Annotated in this window: 16 protein-coding genes; 11 read left to right on the forward strand and 5 right to left on the reverse strand. The window is 46.2% G+C overall.

The features are described from left to right. Window positions 1-31: 31 nt before the first annotated feature. Window positions 32-1,393, reverse strand: coding sequence for a threonine/serine exporter family protein (locus G6R27_RS05380; RefSeq protein ID WP_213820052.1), 1,362 nt, complete (start codon window positions 1,391-1,393; stop codon window positions 32-34). Window positions 1,394-1,615: 222 nt separating this feature from the next. Continuing rightward, complete coding sequence (rpiA, locus tag G6R27_RS05385; RefSeq protein ID WP_213820053.1) at window positions 1,616-2,290, reverse strand: ribose-5-phosphate isomerase RpiA; 675 nt, start codon at window positions 2,288-2,290, stop codon at window positions 1,616-1,618. 155 nt (window positions 2,291-2,445) lie between these two features. Here rpiA and rbsK point away from each other — a divergent pair, with 155 nt between their 5' ends. The 6 genes from rbsK (at window position 2,446) to G6R27_RS05415 (ending at window position 8,256) form a co-directional block, all read left to right on the forward strand. After that, complete coding sequence (gene rbsK, locus G6R27_RS05390) at window positions 2,446-3,381, forward strand: ribokinase (RefSeq protein ID WP_213820054.1); 936 nt, start codon at window positions 2,446-2,448, stop codon at window positions 3,379-3,381. Between the two features lie 4 nt (window positions 3,382-3,385). Beyond that, the gene (locus G6R27_RS05395; RefSeq protein WP_213820055.1) at window positions 3,386-3,715 is read left to right on the forward strand and encodes a hypothetical protein; all 330 of its coding nucleotides are present in this window, start codon (window positions 3,386-3,388) and stop codon (window positions 3,713-3,715) included. Between the two features lie 80 nt (window positions 3,716-3,795). After that, window positions 3,796-4,419 (forward strand): signal peptidase I, encoded by a 624-nt coding sequence (gene lepB, locus G6R27_RS05400; RefSeq protein ID WP_213820056.1) that lies wholly within the window; start codon window positions 3,796-3,798, stop codon window positions 4,417-4,419. 195 nt (window positions 4,420-4,614) lie between these two features. Next, window positions 4,615-5,217 carry a WxL domain-containing protein gene (locus G6R27_RS05405; RefSeq protein WP_213820057.1) on the forward strand — a complete coding sequence of 201 codons (603 nt, stop codon included), beginning with the start codon at window positions 4,615-4,617 and terminating at the stop codon, window positions 5,215-5,217. Window positions 5,218-5,283: 66 nt separating this feature from the next. Continuing rightward, complete coding sequence (locus G6R27_RS05410; protein WP_213820058.1) at window positions 5,284-6,417, forward strand: WxL protein peptidoglycan domain-containing protein; 1,134 nt, start codon at window positions 5,284-5,286, stop codon at window positions 6,415-6,417. A gap of 24 nt (window positions 6,418-6,441) precedes the next feature. Then, window positions 6,442-8,256: a pectate lyase-like adhesive domain-containing protein gene (locus G6R27_RS05415; protein WP_213820059.1), complete on the forward strand. Its 1,815-nt coding sequence runs from the start codon at window positions 6,442-6,444 to the stop codon at window positions 8,254-8,256. A gap of 40 nt (window positions 8,257-8,296) precedes the next feature. Here the strand turns inward: G6R27_RS05415 and G6R27_RS05420 are convergent, their stop codons facing one another. Further along, window positions 8,297-8,788, reverse strand: coding sequence for a hypothetical protein (locus G6R27_RS05420; RefSeq protein ID WP_213820060.1), 492 nt, complete (start codon window positions 8,786-8,788; stop codon window positions 8,297-8,299). 212 nt (window positions 8,789-9,000) lie between these two features. Here G6R27_RS05420 and G6R27_RS05425 point away from each other — a divergent pair, with 212 nt between their 5' ends. Continuing rightward, window positions 9,001-9,435 (forward strand): hypothetical protein, encoded by a 435-nt coding sequence (locus tag G6R27_RS05425; protein WP_213820061.1) that lies wholly within the window; start codon window positions 9,001-9,003, stop codon window positions 9,433-9,435. 200 nt (window positions 9,436-9,635) lie between these two features. Then, window positions 9,636-9,953: a helix-turn-helix domain-containing protein gene (locus G6R27_RS05430; RefSeq protein ID WP_213820062.1), complete on the forward strand. Its 318-nt coding sequence runs from the start codon at window positions 9,636-9,638 to the stop codon at window positions 9,951-9,953. Between the two features lie 63 nt (window positions 9,954-10,016). On the opposite strand, the gene G6R27_RS05435 is transcribed toward G6R27_RS05430, so the two are convergent. After that, window positions 10,017-11,981 carry an ABC transporter ATP-binding protein/permease gene (locus G6R27_RS05435; protein WP_213820063.1) on the reverse strand — a complete coding sequence of 655 codons (1,965 nt, stop codon included), beginning with the start codon at window positions 11,979-11,981 and terminating at the stop codon, window positions 10,017-10,019. Window positions 11,982-12,148: 167 nt separating this feature from the next. Between G6R27_RS05435 and G6R27_RS05440 the strand changes: the two genes are divergently transcribed. The 3 genes from G6R27_RS05440 (at window position 12,149) to G6R27_RS05450 (ending at window position 14,045) form a co-directional block, all read left to right on the forward strand. Further along, complete coding sequence (locus G6R27_RS05440) at window positions 12,149-12,844, forward strand: HD domain-containing protein (RefSeq protein WP_213820064.1); 696 nt, start codon at window positions 12,149-12,151, stop codon at window positions 12,842-12,844. Beyond that, window positions 12,825-13,343, forward strand: coding sequence for a GNAT family N-acetyltransferase (locus G6R27_RS05445; protein WP_213820065.1), 519 nt, complete (start codon window positions 12,825-12,827; stop codon window positions 13,341-13,343). The genes G6R27_RS05440 and G6R27_RS05445 overlap by 20 nt, the downstream gene beginning before the upstream one ends. Before the next feature lie 126 nt (window positions 13,344-13,469). After that, a complete protein-coding gene (locus G6R27_RS05450) occupies window positions 13,470-14,045 on the forward strand; it encodes a cadmium resistance transporter (RefSeq protein ID WP_213820066.1) in 576 nt (191 codons plus the stop codon). 51 nt (window positions 14,046-14,096) lie between these two features. On the opposite strand, the gene zwf is transcribed toward G6R27_RS05450, so the two are convergent. Next, a complete protein-coding gene (gene zwf, locus G6R27_RS05455; protein ID WP_213820067.1) occupies window positions 14,097-15,557 on the reverse strand; it encodes a glucose-6-phosphate dehydrogenase in 1,461 nt (486 codons plus the stop codon). Window positions 15,558-15,718: the final 161 nt, after the last annotated feature.

Raw genomic sequence — 15,718 nt, forward strand, 5'->3', positions numbered from 1 at the left:
AGATGAGTTCGAGCGGATTTTTTTGGAATGCTTAATCCACCTTACGCCAATCCTTATCCATAATAAAGCGGGCGACATAGAGGCCAAATGGCAGGAAAATCATGATGAGGGCGGCCTTGATCAACCAAGTGGCGCCGACACCGATATTGTTCAGACCGAGGTTGTAGACACCACGGTAGATGTATAGTCCCGGAACCATGATAACGATGGCGGGCACCGTCAGAGAAATTCGTGGGAAGGTCGTGTACCGGTTGATGAAAGAAGCGGCCAAACCTGCAATCAAAGCCCCGATGAAGGCTGCGGCTGCAGGAGGCAGCTGTGAGAGGTCAACCAGCTCGAGACGGGTTGTGTTGGCAATTGCGCCAATTATTCCAGCCGTTGTTGCTAATTTGAGCTTCGAGTTAAACATCAAAGAAAAGCCGAAGACGCCGGCAAAGGATGCCAGGAGGCGGCAGGCAATCAATGGATACAGGCTCAGACCCTGTGGTAAAAAGTTTTGTGGACGCAGCCCGAAGAGCATGGCTAAAAGCCAACCAACCAGAGTTGCAGAGAAGATAATCATCAGTGCAAAAGCCAGCCGTTCCAGCCCAGAGCGCATGTCGTTTTTAGACAAATCCAAGATTGATGTGATGAAAGGAAAGCCTGGAATAACGAAGAGCATGGCCCCGATATAGCCGGCTTCGTGGGCCGAAGAGAGTGGGAGAAGCGAGTGCAGTAAGAACAAGGTCAGCACGTAGGCCAAGCAGGCTGCGGCCACGCCGAGAACGGTCGTTGCAACGGCGTTCCAGTGTTTTTGTCCAAGACGTTTTCTCGTGAATTGTCCAAAAAAGGCACCGATAAAGCAGTCGAACATCTCGACCGGCCCGCCACCGAGTAAAAAGATAAAGCCGCAGCAGGCGAGACCACCGGCAAGGCCAGCACGAAATGGGCCGTAGTTGCCGGGGCGTTTTTGAATCTTGTCTAGTTCTTGGTGCGCGAGTTGCGGCTTCTGGTCAGCATACTTCACCGCGAATTGATCGACGAAGTCTTCGATCAAGGTCATTTTGTGGGTGTTCACGCCGGTTGCGGCTAGGGAAAGCGATTCGGTGAAGGAATCGGCCCCGTCGAAGCAAGTCACCGTAATGGCTGTGAAACCGATGTCAGCAGAAATCGTCAATTGCAGCGCGCGGGCGACCTTGTTCATGGCCGACCGAACGCGCCAAGCCCCGGTTCCAGTCGACAACAACTGAATGCCGACGCGACCGACAATCGAGGCGCGGACTGGCAGTGCTGACTGTCGAGCGGGCCGAACTTCTTTTTCGATAACCTTTTCCCAGCGAACGGCCATGTGCTGATGCAAACGCTCAGGGTGCTCCGTGTCGTTAAGGGCAGACTGTGTAGTCGTGGAATTCATGCCAAAATACTCCAATCAAGACGAGTTCTAAACGCAATAATATAGCTTTATGATAGGCTTCTGAGGGGTGATTTTCAAGGGAGAAAGGCCCTAAGAATTTTGGCAAATAAAAAACCCATCGCTGACCGGCGATGGGTGGAAGGGAGGTGTTAAAACCGCCTTCTAAGAATCCATAAATAAATGATCGCACTTCTTATAGAAGCAAAATATGACGAAAAGGAATTAATTTTCCCGATAGATTGCCTCGCCCGTATTACCAACCAGCAAGACATCGCAGACGTCGATGAAGAGTCCGTGCTCAACCACGCCCGTGAGTGACTTCAAATCATCAGCTAAGCCAGCCAAGTCGTCGACCCGAGCAATATCGATGTCGATGATGTAATTGCCGGAATCGGTTGTCAAATAATTACCGTCTTCTTGTTGACGGTAGACTGGCTTTAGATCCTGTTCTTTCAGATAGTTGTAAACGTGGTGCACGCCAAACTTAACCACCTCGACGGGCAGTTTGTAGGAACCAAGACGGGGGTGGCGCTTGGATGAATCAACCACCCAAATGTTTTTCTGCGAGTTCATCGCCACGATCTTTTCGAAAAGGAGGGCGGCCCCGCCGCCCTTAATGCCGTTTAGGTCGGGTTCGACTTCGTCGGCTCCGTCGACCGTGACGTCGATGCGGTCAACGGCGTCGATGTCGACCACCTTTAGACCAAAGCCAAGCGCTAACTGCTGCGTTTGACCAGAAGTGGCCACGCAGGTAATATCCATGGATTCTTCGTGGGCTTTTTTGGCCAAGAGATCAATAAAAATGGAAGCGGTCGAACCGGATCCCAGGCCCACGATGGCCTGATTAGGGATCAAATCAACGGCCATTTGAGCAGCTTTTACTTTATGGTCATTCATGATAAATCCTCCATTAAAAAGTCAGTCACTAACTTCTATTATAGCAGACAGTATGGGCTTCCTTCGATGACTTTGCTCATTTTTACTGTCAAAGTCGGCTATTTTTAGTAAAATAAAGGGTGATAGTAACGTTGTCAGACGAAAAAAGGATGACTATGAAAAAGCAAGTAACGATTGTCGGTTCCACCAACCTGGACCGCGTGACCCGTGTGCCTCGTTTGGCTCAGTCGGGGGAAACTTTATCAATCGCCCAGCACCAAGAAGAGGTCATGGGCGGAAAGGGCCTAAATCAAGCAGTCGCCGTCGCTCGTTCTGGCGCCAAGGCGAATTTTATTACCAAGGTCGGTGCGGATTTTGATTTAAGCGCACAAGTAAAGGAAGAAAACCTGAATTTGGCTTATGTTTTACACTCGGACAAATTCCAAACGGGTCAGGCCTACATCACGGTTTCAAAAGCGACTGGGGATAACATCATCTACGTTTATGAAGGCGCTAACGGGGATCTGTCAGCCAAAGATATTTGGGACCAAAAAGAAGCACTGCAAGGTTCTGATTTTTGCTTGACACAATTAGAGATTCCGCTTGAAACCGCTTTGACGGCTTTTAAAGAAGCCAAAAAAGCAGGCGTAACAACCGTTCTCAACCCCGCTCCCGTACCCGATCAAGAAGAATTGCCCAAATCTTTACTTCAGCAAACTGATTTGATCATTCCAAATGAACATGAAGCGGCCTTGATTTCGGATATTCCAGTGACGGACCGCGCTTCGCTGATAAGTAACGCTGAATTTTTCTTTGACCTTGGGTTACAACATGTCTTGATCACGCTTGGCGACAAGGGGGCTTTCTACAAAGCTAAAAACGGCAAAGAGGTGATGGTTTCTGCCATCAAAACCACAGCAATCGACACAACGGCTGCTGGTGATACCTTCATCGGGGCCCTATTGTCTCGCCTCTTACCTTCCTTTGAAAACATTGAAGGGGCGATCCGTTATGCCGTCGCCGCCTCATCGATCACAGTGGCGTCAGCTGGGGCCCTGCCATCGATTCCAAAAGAAGAAGCAGTGTTGTCACAATTACCGAAGACGAATTAAGATTATGAAGATTGAGCGATTAAAACTAATTCGACGCGATTATTGGGTCTCCTTGCAGGCCATTGAGTGGGAAGATGAACGAGGTTTTCTGGCTAAAGAACCGGAGGCGCCTGTCTTAGATTACCGCGTGCTTTGTTTTTCATATGACGATTATTTAGTGATTGATTGGGGAAAGGCTTATCCTGGGCCAAACCCGTTGAACCTGACCATGCGGCAGATGACGAATGAATCGATTTGGAATCTGGAACAAACACACGGCATCATTCGTTTTGAAACTGCCGGTAAGCGGGATCGGGCCATTTACAAAGTGACGATTAACACCGTGCGGTCGTGAATAGCGCTAGCGCGCTTGTCTTTACACGCGCCCTTGCGAGCAGGTGTTAAAACGAGTAAGCTTAGATTGAGGTTAAAAACATGAAGAAAGTACTATCATTTATTTGGAATTGGGTAGTGCCGATCGCGATTGGCGTGATTGCCTACTTACTCATTACCACTTTTTGGATTAATATCGTCACGATTAATGGCGATTCAATGGATCCAAACCTGCTCGACCAGCAAAAGGTGGTTGTCCAAAAAACGCAGAATCTAAAACGCGGGGATGTCGTTGTCTTTGACGCTCGCGAAGAAGATCCACGAATTAAGGCGGGGAACAAGGACTACGTTAAGCGCGTGATTGCGGTTGCTGGTGACACGGTTCAATATAAGGACGGCACGCTTTACGTAAATGATAAGAAGGTTGATCAGTCCTTTATTAGCACAGACGAGCAAAATGCCGGAACGGCTTCATCCTTTGGTTCTTCATGGTCGCTTCAAAGTCTGTCATCAACTGGCTTGTGGAAGCAAGATGATCAGAATAAGTCGGTCGTGCCAAAGGATTCTTACTTCGTCTTAGGAGATCACCGTTCGGTGTCAAACGATTCTCGTTACTTTGGCTTTGTCTCAAAGAAGCATGTAGTCGGAAAGATTCACGTCCCATTCTGGTATTCGACGACGGTTAAGGACAATATCGCAAAAGAAAACCAACATTACTTCGCCTAAGTGACACATTTGTCATATTGAGCTAAGATCAAAAGCAGTGCTTTTTCTAAAAAAGTGCTGCTTTTTTATATTTATAAACCCCTTTATAACAGGACTTTTAACCGTACGCTTTAATTATACGGAAGCCTTGACAACTTCTCTTCATCGTTTTACAATTATTACCGTTGTAACACAATTGTAAAAGAGGATGAAGATATGAAGAACTTTACGAAGTTGAACTTGGCGGTCGCAACTTTGTTGACAGCGGGAGCTTTGGCACCAGTATCAGCATTTGCGGCGGATAATACGGTCGAAACAAACGATACGGAGAACGTTCAAAAGATCACGGGTAACACTAAGATTACGTTTGAAGGAACGGACGGGGCCTTGACCTTGAATCAGGTACCGAACTTTGACTTTGATAACCACAAGTTATCCAAGTCATATGACACTTTTGAATCAAAGAACGGTGGAACGGTGAAGGTTACTGATTTGACCGGATCTGGCAAGGGTTACTTCGTTACCGCCAATGCCTCCGATTTGACGAACAATGGCGCTACTCTGCAAACCAAGTCCTTTAACTTCACGGCGGCGAACTCAGCGGTTGATGAAGCAACTAAGGGGCAAATTACGGGATCAACGGATACGCCGATCTTCAAAACGACGACAAAGATTGTCGAAGGAAACGCTGATGCAACGGGTACGTTGGAATCAGGAGCGACTTCCGCCAAGCTGACGTTGAGCGGTAACAATGTCAAAGCCGGAACATATACCGGAACGATTGATTACACATTAAGTAACGGGCCACAACAGTCTTAAAGAAGTCGGGCAGAACTTTCTGCCCGTTTTTCTTTCTGTGTGGTATTAAGAAAGGGGAAAGGGCACATGAAAAAATTATCTGTCCTCCTAGCCTTTTTGGCTGGGTTAATTTTTTATGGGAATCGGGCGGTATCGGCAAACGATACGGACTCCCAGTTTGACGTTGCGCTTGTTAAAAACGACCGACAACGTGATACGAACAACAGCTGGTTTGATTTACAGCTGAATCCAGGTGAAAGCACAACCTTAACGTTAAAGGTATCAAACCGAAGCAAGCAATCCGCTACCTTTGATGTCATGGCCACCCAGGCGCAGACTGGCAGCAACATGCAAATGATTGCTGAAAAGTCGATTGGTGAGGCCCAAAAAACGGTTATTCCCGCCTTGCAGCAAGGAAATAACATGTTAACGGTTAAAAACAGCGCGACAACGATCGCAGCTGGTGAGACGAAGGAAATTACAGCGACCGTTCACATGCCAAGCAAGGCCATCACGGGTTCTTGGCTGGGCGGTATCCACATTCAAAAACGAGTGACGAATGGAAACAGGGCATCGAATGGGTATACCAATCGATTCAATTATTTGGCCTATGTTCAGTTGTCGAATACGGATGCAGTGACCAAAGCTTCTTTGTCACTGAAAAAGGTATCCTATCAGATCAAAAATCAAGCCGGTCTTTTGAATATTAATTTGCAAAATGATCAGGCCGGCTATGTTGGAAACGCTAGCTCCAAAGTGATCGTTCGCCAAAAAGACGATAACAAGGACGTGCTGACATACAATCAAAATAACCAATCAATTGCCAATGGGTCTAATTTCACCTATCAAGTCCCAACGGATTCATTGAAGGCTGGTAAAACTTATGTCGCTGATATTACGATTCACGACAATAAGAACAATCTGACTTGGCACTTTGAAAAGGAATTCAGCGTTTCAGCTGTTTTGCCTGTGACCGGCTGGGCAGAATCGAGTCCGTTGACTCGTGATTATCACTGGCTTTGGTGGCTCTTGTTGTTACCAGTGCTTGCGCTGCTGATCTTCTTCTGGCGTCGAAACAAGAAGATGGTGGATATCATCGAAATGGTCGCCGGAACGCGAATTACTCGTCGTGTTTCTTACAAGGTCTATAAGCAAATGGTGAAGGAAGGCATTCCGGTTTCGATTGCTAAAAATCGCAGTAATCAAGACAACGCTCGCTAATAAGTTCTGAAAGGAGGGCGCACAATGAAAAAGCTATTGATGATTTTAGCTGCTTTGTGTGCGCTTTTTTTGTTGAAAGAAGGGCGTGTTTCGGCTGATTCGAACAGCTATAATGTCTATTCTTGGGCCGATATGTATACGGCTTACCAGAATGCACCGGATCAATCGACGGTTGTGTTAAATGTGAAGCAAGACATTGTTGGTGATGAAGCGGCCTATAAGGGGCAAGAAGTAAGCGAAGGCAAAAGTGTGACGATTAAAGGAAACGGACACACCCTTTTCTTTGGTCGCTATGCCAATAATCCGACCAAAGGGACGGCAGTGTCTGCAGGGGCTGCAAAGCATTCTGGTTTCTATACTTCTTCTGACAAGGTGAGTGAGCAAACTACTCTTCGGCTTGAAAACGCCGTTTGGATTAACAGTATTAACTATGGCCTTTTTGAAGTGGATAAAGACGCCGCGGCCACAACCGTTTATCAAAACGTGACGGAAATGAATGGTGCTTTGGACAACGGTGGGACGCCAATCATGAATCGAAAGGGGGCCATTGCCTTTTATGGCAACAACACGTTCAACATCACGGGACAAGTGTCTAAAAACTATGGCTCGGGAGCCATTGACACGAATTCATTTGGTAAAAAGGCAACGGGAACCTTGGATGATACGAACTGGATTCAGGGTGCCAATAACATAGCGATTTATGATGGGTCGACAACCGTCAATAACAATTCAACCTATCAAAAAACGCTCTATCATTACCAATCAAGTGATCTAGATGCCAGTCTGACAGTTAAGAAAAAGGCCAAGCTCTATTGGAATTATGGTACGGCCTGGTTTTTAGAACAAGAAAAAGTACGGTCAAAGACTTGGAATTTAGAGGATCAGTCCACCTTTATTATTAACGGAACGGCCAATACCGCGAAATCTTCTGGGTATGCTTTTGGTTTTTCTAACGAACAAGCCAATTGGACCATTAATCTTGATAATCGGGCGCAGCTCGATGCGACAATTGGCGGTTCGTTCAATTTAGGAACGTCATACACCAACCTTTTTAATGTCTCAGACAATGCTGACCTTAGTTTAAACAATGTTAGCAAAACGACGCGAACCTTTCAGGGCGGATTTGGCTCCGGTGGTGGCATTAGTATGAGTGATTCGGCTCACGTGCTCTTACGGGGCGGACAGCAAGTCTATGACACACTATCCTACGTTTTCTTAAATGGCCAAGGACTCCCCCTTTCTGTTTCTAAAAATTACGATGGAACGGATGCTAAAAAAGAAGAGGCTGCCGCCGGAAACGCTGCGATTAGCCGAATGAGTTTTTTTAATTATACGAGTCGAATCTATTCATACAGTACACAAGAAGCGATTAAGAAAGCCAAATACATCGAATTTGGCATTGCGACCCCTAAGATTTCACTGACAAGTACTAAATTAGATCGTGCTTTTCGTTTGGGAAGTTCTGATTTGCCAAGCAGTTTTGGTTGGTCAAAGCTTATTTCAGCAGAGGATTCCATGAACTTTACGGTTAATGCCAACAAGAGTCTATCAGATGCCTCCGTCCAGGTCGCTATTAAACAGAACAATCAAAAAGGAATTGTTTCTTATTATTGGAAAGATAACGAAGGAAATGAAACCGCCCTATCGGATACGCCGACGACAGTTTGGTCGATGAGCCGTAGCCAATATCAAACGACGGGCCAGGGGACTTTCTTGGGGTATACAGCCAACTTTGATCAGGACCATGGTTTATTAATGAAGACGACCAACCAATTAAAGGGCGGCACCTATGATGGGGCCACCATCGATTATACGTTGAGTAATGGGCCGACAAGTTAAGTAAAAAAAGAGCACCCTTTCAGGGTGCTCTTTTCTTTAGTTACTTCTTTTTCTTGAAAGACCACCAGTGTTTCTTTTGGTCTTCTTCCATTTCGATGCGCTGAACACGCGAGGTTACTTTGTCCAGTTGAGACAAAGTTGCCATCTGAAGGTGCTGTTGCTGATCGACTGTGGTCTGCGTCTTTTCTAAGTTGCTCTCCGCCTTTTCTAGAGAAGATTTCAACGTAGCGATGTGTTCCTGGCGATCCTCTAGTTGTTGATCTTTGTATCCCAATTGGGATTCTAAAAGCTGGAGCTTCATCTTCAGCACTTCAATTTCGGCTTCGGTTTCAGCATTTAAAGAGCCTAGATAAGCGTTCTTATCGGGTTTTAACGCAGCCAAATCCTCTTCAGTATAAGTGCCGTTCAAGTCGATGCCGCGCAGCTTGGCTCGGTGGAAGAGTGTCTCACGTTCGATTCCAAGGTAGAGCAAGAGCTCTGCGGTTGATCCGAAAGTGTAGTAATCAATCATGTTTTCGCGTTTGACTTTCAACTGAAAAACCTCCATTTATTTGAAAGAAAGAATTCTTTTTCAAAGTCGAATGCGGTGAAAACAGGGGGCTGTCTTCGCCATCCAATACTCTATTATACCAAAAAGACGGTGGTTTCGGGCTTTTCTAAGCCATTTTGGCAGTCAGTGCACGCTATTTTTTCTGTCTTTAGAAAAAGTGATATGATGAAAGGAGTAAATAAAGGAGTGACCGCATGCTTGCAACAATTATTTTTAACGCCCTTTGGGTCGGCTTTTTAGGAGGAATTTTAGCTTCCTTGGTTCGTATTGGTTTTCAACAGCTTTTTCGAACGGAGGAGGCCAAAAAGACGGAGGCCCTGTCCATTGGCGGTGGGGTCTTCCTTGACTTCAGTCAGGCGGCCTTTGTGATTGGTTCAATCATCTTAAGTATCGTCTTTATTATCTGGGCCAACTACGATGCGACGATTACGCAGGGGTCCGGTATGGTTTGGGGCTTCATTGTCTGGGTTGGCATTGAGCAAGTCTATCAGGTAGCCAAGAAAAAGCACCCATTCTTTTGGCATCTTCCTTGGCAGAAAACAGCGGTCGAAATTGTTGGCTTTCTCTTGTGGGGGTGGACCATGTATTTGGTGGCGATCGGATTGCCAATTTCGGGTGTTTATTTCTAATCGTAAAAGAAAAGATCGGCTGAAAAAGTCGATCTTTTTTATACAATTTAATTCGCTTTGTCTTAACTCATGAAGGTTTGGAATAAAACGAACGGCCGTTCGCCTTTTTGCTGTTAAAAGCCCGTATGTCTGGGTATAATAAAGGCGACAGAAAAGATGAAGGAGGAAATCAAACAAGTAACCATGATAGGAGGAGAGTAATGGTTCTTGTACATCCCGCAACAATCGAACACTTTGATCACAAGTGGATGGAGACATCCTTCCGCCAAGACGTTCAAGAGGAGGTGGCGAATCGCCTAAAAAAAGCGCGCCTGATTCATGGCTATTCACAAACGCAAGTGGCCGCGAGTCTGCATTTATCCCAATCAGCGATTTCAAAGTATGAATCTGGGCTTGTAATGCCCGACTTGCTCGTTTTACTGACTTTCTGCCATTTGTATGGTCGGGAATTCTCGAGCTACTTTGATTGTCCTTTTTTCCGAATGCATTTAGAGGGGCTTCCGCCAACAGGCATTTAAACAACAAAAAAGTCGCTTAAGATCATTGATGGCAATGACCTTAGGCGACTTTTTAATGCGCTTTTATTCAGCAGATAGCGCATCGATCGGATTTAACTTAGCTGCACGTCTTGCAGGCAGTAAGGCGGCTAACAAGGAAATCATGATTGCTAAGAAGAAGGCAGTAATGACGTTTCTAAAGGTGATCTGGACGAACGTGTAGTCGGCAAGATTGCGTAGGACGCCGTTAATTCCTCTTTGCGCTAAGTATGCGATAACGGTAGCAACAGTCGCGGACAAGACACCGGTGATTAATGACTCAGCGATAAAGAGCCAGCGAATGTCACGCTTGGATTCGCCCAAGGCGCGTAAAATACCGATTTCTTTTGTTCGCTTTGAAACGGACATAAACATCGTTACGATGATCATCAAAGCAGAAACGATCAAAGAAATGGCGGCTACCATCGAGAGGACGAAGGTGGCAATGTTGACGTAGGTTTGCAGCTGTTTGATCAGGCTTTGGATGGTGGAGGTCTTGTAGAGTCGGTTGTGACCATCCTTTACTTTATCAATCGAAGAAGCGACTTCTTCCACGTGATCCAGTGTGTCCACCTTAACAGAGGCTTCCGTTGGATCGGTTGAAAGACCAGCTTGTTGCATGGCCTTTTGCAGGGTCTCCGTATTCACGGCATTGACCTGTGCGCCCTTGCTGTCACTGTGGCCGATCCCAGAAATGGTGGCCGTCAAGGAAACGGTGACGGTTTCACCAGATGGTTTGTTTGTTTGGTAAGCCAATTGGATTTGCTTACCGATCAAGTCCTGGTAATGCTCCTTATCCAATTTTTTGGCGATGGCGTCTTGATCGATCACGACCTCGCCTGCCTTTTTAGGAGCGTGCCCAATTTTAATGGCATCCGCAGTCGAAGCGGCCGTCCAGTTTGACGCGTAACGCATCTTGACCGTTTGGTTTTGATAGCTGACGGTGGCTGACGGAATCGAATAAGTGGGTTCGACCTTGGCGACATGCTTTTGCTTTTTTAACTGGTCGAGCTGGTTAGTGGATAGTGCAGGAGTGTCGTCTGTACTCATGCTTAATGCATTGTCGTCATCCGAATCTTTGACGTAGCGGCTGACGGACATGACCTGTGGATTGGCCACTTTAGTAATCTGACTAGAGATGTAGTGGGAAACGCCGTTGCCAAGACCGGAAAAGAGAATAACGGAAAACAAGCCAATGGCCGTCCCGAAAATGATCAAGGAGTTGGTGCCCAGGTTGTGTCGGAAATGTTTAAAGGCAGTCTTGATAGAAGCCAAACGGCGAAGTGGACGGGATGATAGGTGTTCTTTATCTTGTCGGTCATATGCTTGACGGATTCGTTTGTCGGATTCAATTTTCCCATCCGCCAAACGAACAATGCGTGTTCCGGCATTGGCCACTGCTTCGGAATGGGTTACCGTGATGACTAAGCGGCCTTCGGAAGCGATTTCGTTCAATAAGCGTAAGACTTCCTTAGTGTTTTCGGAATCAAGCGCACCCGTTGGCTCATCGGCAATGATCACCTTGGGATCAGAGGCTAGGGCGCGGGCAATGGCGACACGCTGTTTTTGACCACCGGATAACTGGTTCGGGTATTTCTTGATTTGGCCGGCTAGTCCAACACGCGCCAACAATTCCTTGGCACGCAAAACGCGTGCTTTCTTGGATAAGGTGGTCATGTCCAACGAAACTAAGACGTTATCTAAGACGGTCAGGTGTGAAATGAGGTTATAGGATTGGTAAATGTAACCAATGGTTTCCCGTCGGTAGGTATCTAACGCTTTTTCATTTTTGTGGTTGAGCGCCTTGCCCTTTATCGTAACCGAACCGTCAAAGTTGCGATCCAATCCGCCAATGATGTTCATTAGCGTCGATTTTCCACCACCTGATTCGCCAAGAATGGAAACGAAGTCACCAAGGTCGAAAGCGAGATTAATTCCCTTGAGAACAGGAAAGGTTTGACTACCCAAATGGTAGGATTTATGAATGTTTTTTAACTCTAGAAATGACATACTCGTTCCTTTTCGTTTTATTTTGTTGCTTGCAGTATACCAAATTAGTTGAACAAAGCGAGTGTTTCCGATGCAACTTTTCGGCTTTGCCCCTCGTGTTAGCGGCGCTTTCGTACTAAAATAAGATAACTGTATTAAAACTTTGGTGAAAACGAGAGGAGTCGAGCATGCTGACAATCGCAGAATTCTCAAAGCAAACGTTGGCGGGGGATGCCTCCGGACACGATTGGTACCATGCCAAACGTGTGGCGGATTGGGCCCTTCGTTTGTACGAAGAAGATAATGGGCCAGCAACGAAGGAAACGACGGCTATCTTACGGGCAGGCGGACTTTTGCATGATACAATCGATGACAAAGTGGTCTCGGATGTCTTATCTCAAATCAAAAAAGTGGAAAAGTTGCTGCGTGCAAACGACTTTTCCAAAGAGGCGACTGATGAGGTCATGGACACGATCCAAAACCTGTCTTACTCGGCCAATTTAGTAAAACAGCATGAGTTATCCAAACGTGGCCAGTATGTCCAAGATGCCGATCGGATTGAAGCATTGGGCGCCATTGGAATTGCCCGGGTTTTTGCCTATGGCGGTTCCAAAGGCCGGGTGATGGCCGACCCAAAGGTTTTGCCAGTCACCGAACTAAAGGACAAGGCAACCTATCGCCAGAATGCAAATCCTTCGGTGAACCATTTTTATGAAAAATTATTCAAGTTACCCGCTCAGTTGAATACGACGGCTGGCCGCAAAGAGGGCGACAAGCGGGCGGAATACATGAAAGATTTCTTGCGCACTTTTAATGACGAAACGGGCTTGTTGGCAGATCCGGCCTTTAATTTGGAGGATAAGAATGACGGATGTACAGATTAAAAAAGTGGGGCTGAGCGATCTGGCTAAGCTTGTTGCTATTAGTCGGGCAACCTTTGCTGAAACTTTTGCTGCAGACAACAGCGAAGCGGATTTAGCCGCTTTTTTAGATCAACACTACGCACCAGAAAAGTTGCGAGCTGAAATTGAGCTAGCCGGTAGCGACTTTTATTTTTGTTTAGTGGCCGAAAAAGTGGTTGGTTATCTGAAGTTGAATCGCGATGAAGCCCAAAGCGAACCACTGGGTAGTGATGCTTTGGAGATTGAACGGATTTACTTCTTATCAGATTATCAAGGGCAAGGACTAGGTTCTCGCTTCTTTTCTTTAGCTGAAGAAATCGCGTTTTCTACTCGAAAAAGTTGGATCTGGCTTGGCGTCTGGGAGCATAATGACTTGGCCTTGGCCGTTTATCAAAAGAAGGGCTTTGTGCCTTTCTCCGATCACGTTTTTCAAGTCGGAGACGACCGTCAACGAGATATTTTGATGAAAAAAGTACTGTAAGAAATAAAGGCTGTCCATTGCGGGCTAGCTTTTTTCTTTTTTCGAATTGACTTCCTCTCAAAACATGATATTCTATTCATGTATTAAATAAATGAAAAATAATTCATGTTTGAATGAGAGGAACTTATGAACATGTCACTTTTAACGTTAACCTTTTTGGCGGTTAACCTCGATTTCTTTATTATGATGCTTTTCTTGCTGAAAAAGTATTCGTTCCGAGCTGTGCTTTTTGGTTATCTAGCCGGAAACCTGCTCTTGATGATTGTAAGCTACCTGGCCGGGCAGATCCTGGAAGCCTTCTTGCCAGAGTGGCTGCTTGGTGTCTTGGGCTTCATTCCGATTTATTTGGCTTTGTGCGATGACGATGATGACGAGGGTGAGGTGCAGGGTAAGTCGCCATTTTGGATGGTCTTGGGAACGTATTTGTCTGTTTGTGCCGGCTGCAATCTGTCAATCTTCCTGCCGGTTTTGCTGGGTGAGACTTGGCTGACCTTTGCAGAAACGCTGGCTTACATCACGATTCTGACGTTCTTGATTGTCTTCTTGTTGAAGGCAGTAGCCAATAATCGTTTTGTGACCTCGATGATTGACCGTTTTGGCGAAATTTTAATGAAAATTTGTTATATCGCCATTGGTATATACGTGTTGCTTGACTCAGGCTTTCTGGCCCATGTCATTGACTTCGTTGCTCATCTTTTCTAAGAACAACAAAAAAGCGGCTCACTTTCGTGAGTCGCTTTTTCATTTGCTATCTTAGCCCTTGAAGACCCATGAATCCCCGTTCTTTTCGAGCAATTCATCCGCTTCCTTAGGGCCCATTGTATCTGATGCGTAGGAGAAGAGTGGTGCCTTGTCAGCTGCATAAACGTCTGAGAGAGCATCGACAAACTTCCAGGCAGTGGCTACACCGTGCCAATCAGCAAAGTTGGAACCGTTGCCGTCCATGGCATCGTGCAACATCCGCTCGTATGGCGCAGGCGTTTCCGCCTTTTGCTTATCCGTTGGTGCCCAGTTCAAATCAACTAATTGGGTTGAAAAGTTGTCGGAAACTTCCTTGGCATTCAATGACATGGTGATGTGCGCGTCAGGTGAAACAACGATGGAAAGAACCGTTTCTTGTGGTTCTTGTTGGCCAGCAAATTTGAAGGATCCGGCCTTGAAGACCACGTCAATCCGAGTTGTCTTTGCGGCCATACGCTTCCCAGAACGGATGTAGAAAGGAACGCCTTCCCAGCGAGGAGTATTGAAGTGCAACTCACCAGCGATATAGGTATTGGTCTTAGAATCCTTTGGAACGTCAGGTTCATCCGTGTAAGCCACGTGATCCTGAACCGTTTGGCTGGCGGCGTATTGGCCACGAACAAAGTAGCGGTTGGCACCCTTTTCGTCGTAGATTTCAAGGGCCGAGAAAGCCGCGTTCTTGGCGTCACGGATGGCAACATCTGAGAAATCCTTTGGTTCTTCCATGGCCAACCAACCGATGATCTGCATCGTGTGGTTTTGGATCATGTCAAGCAAAGCCCCGGCCGTATCATAATAGCCAGCACGTTCTTCGACACCAAGCGTTTCGGCTAAGGTGACTTGAACGTTTTTAATGTAGTCTTTGTTCCAAGCCGTGTTCAACATTGGATTCCCAAAGCGAAGAGGGGCGATGTTCATGACCATTTCCTTACCCATGAAGTGGTCGATACGATAAACCTGATCTTCGTCAAAGGCCTGAGTCAATTCGTTTTGCAATTGTTCTGCCGTTTCATATGACGTTCCGAACGGCTTTTCAATCATGATGCGGTTGTAGCCCTCATCGGACATGAGTCCTTCGGACTTCAAGTACTGGGCAATGGTGCCAAAGAAACGGGGAGCAACGGCTAAGTAAAAGATTCGGTTGCCTGAAACGTTAAACTTTGAAGAAGCCGCATCGATTTCTTTTTTCAAACCTGCGTAACCAGCAGCATCTGTTACGTCAGAAGCGACGTAGGAGAAGTGGTTCAAGAAACCGCCGACTTGACTTTGGTCTTGCCCTTCTGCAACAGATGCGCGAACCATGTCTTGGTATTCTTCATCGGTCAATTCTTGACGTGACGTACCAACAATGGCGAAGTTTTCCTTCAAGTAGCCCTTCTTGTACAAGTTGAAGACGGATGGGTACAATAGGCGCTTGGCCAAATCACCAGTAGCACCAAAGAACGTAACTAAGGTTTTTAATTCATCAACCATAAGATTCCCCTTTTTCTTTTTCTCTATCTCCCTCATTATAAACGATAACGTCTTAAAAATCAGTGGAAAAGACCGAAAAAGTCAAAAAATGAAAACGGTTACTTTCCTGTTCTATTGGCATTGATCAAAATCTTCTAAGTCTTTTGTTCCGAAGCCTGTTA

This window comes from Fructobacillus papyriferae (genome assembly GCF_018437225.1).
In the GTDB taxonomy this organism is placed as follows: Bacteria; Bacillota; Bacilli; order Lactobacillales; family Lactobacillaceae; genus Fructobacillus; species Fructobacillus papyriferae.

Bases quoted from the DNA above. Each gene is read 5' to 3' on its own strand.
- G6R27_RS05380 (WP_213820052.1), bottom strand. From the start codon at position 1,393: ATGAATTCCACGACTACACAGTCTGCCCTTAACGACACGGAGCACCCT.
- rpiA (WP_213820053.1), bottom strand. From the start codon at position 2,290: ATGAATGACCATAAAGTAAAAGCTGCTCAAATGGCCGTTGATTTGATC.
- rbsK (WP_213820054.1), top strand. From the start codon at position 2,446: ATGAAAAAGCAAGTAACGATTGTCGGTTCCACCAACCTGGACCGCGTG.
- G6R27_RS05395 (WP_213820055.1), top strand. From the start codon at position 3,386: ATGAAGATTGAGCGATTAAAACTAATTCGACGCGATTATTGGGTCTCC.
- lepB (WP_213820056.1), top strand. From the start codon at position 3,796: ATGAAGAAAGTACTATCATTTATTTGGAATTGGGTAGTGCCGATCGCG.
- G6R27_RS05405 (WP_213820057.1), top strand. From the start codon at position 4,615: ATGAAGAACTTTACGAAGTTGAACTTGGCGGTCGCAACTTTGTTGACA.
- G6R27_RS05410 (WP_213820058.1), top strand. From the start codon at position 5,284: ATGAAAAAATTATCTGTCCTCCTAGCCTTTTTGGCTGGGTTAATTTTT.
- G6R27_RS05415 (WP_213820059.1), top strand. From the start codon at position 6,442: ATGAAAAAGCTATTGATGATTTTAGCTGCTTTGTGTGCGCTTTTTTTG.
- G6R27_RS05425 (WP_213820061.1), top strand. From the start codon at position 9,001: ATGCTTGCAACAATTATTTTTAACGCCCTTTGGGTCGGCTTTTTAGGA.
- G6R27_RS05430 (WP_213820062.1), top strand. From the start codon at position 9,636: ATGGTTCTTGTACATCCCGCAACAATCGAACACTTTGATCACAAGTGG.
- G6R27_RS05435 (WP_213820063.1), bottom strand. From the start codon at position 11,981: ATGTCATTTCTAGAGTTAAAAAACATTCATAAATCCTACCATTTGGGT.
- G6R27_RS05440 (WP_213820064.1), top strand. From the start codon at position 12,149: ATGCTGACAATCGCAGAATTCTCAAAGCAAACGTTGGCGGGGGATGCC.
- G6R27_RS05445 (WP_213820065.1), top strand. From the start codon at position 12,825: ATGACGGATGTACAGATTAAAAAAGTGGGGCTGAGCGATCTGGCTAAG.
- G6R27_RS05450 (WP_213820066.1), top strand. From the start codon at position 13,470: ATGAACATGTCACTTTTAACGTTAACCTTTTTGGCGGTTAACCTCGAT.
- zwf (WP_213820067.1), bottom strand. From the start codon at position 15,557: ATGGTTGATGAATTAAAAACCTTAGTTACGTTCTTTGGTGCTACTGGT.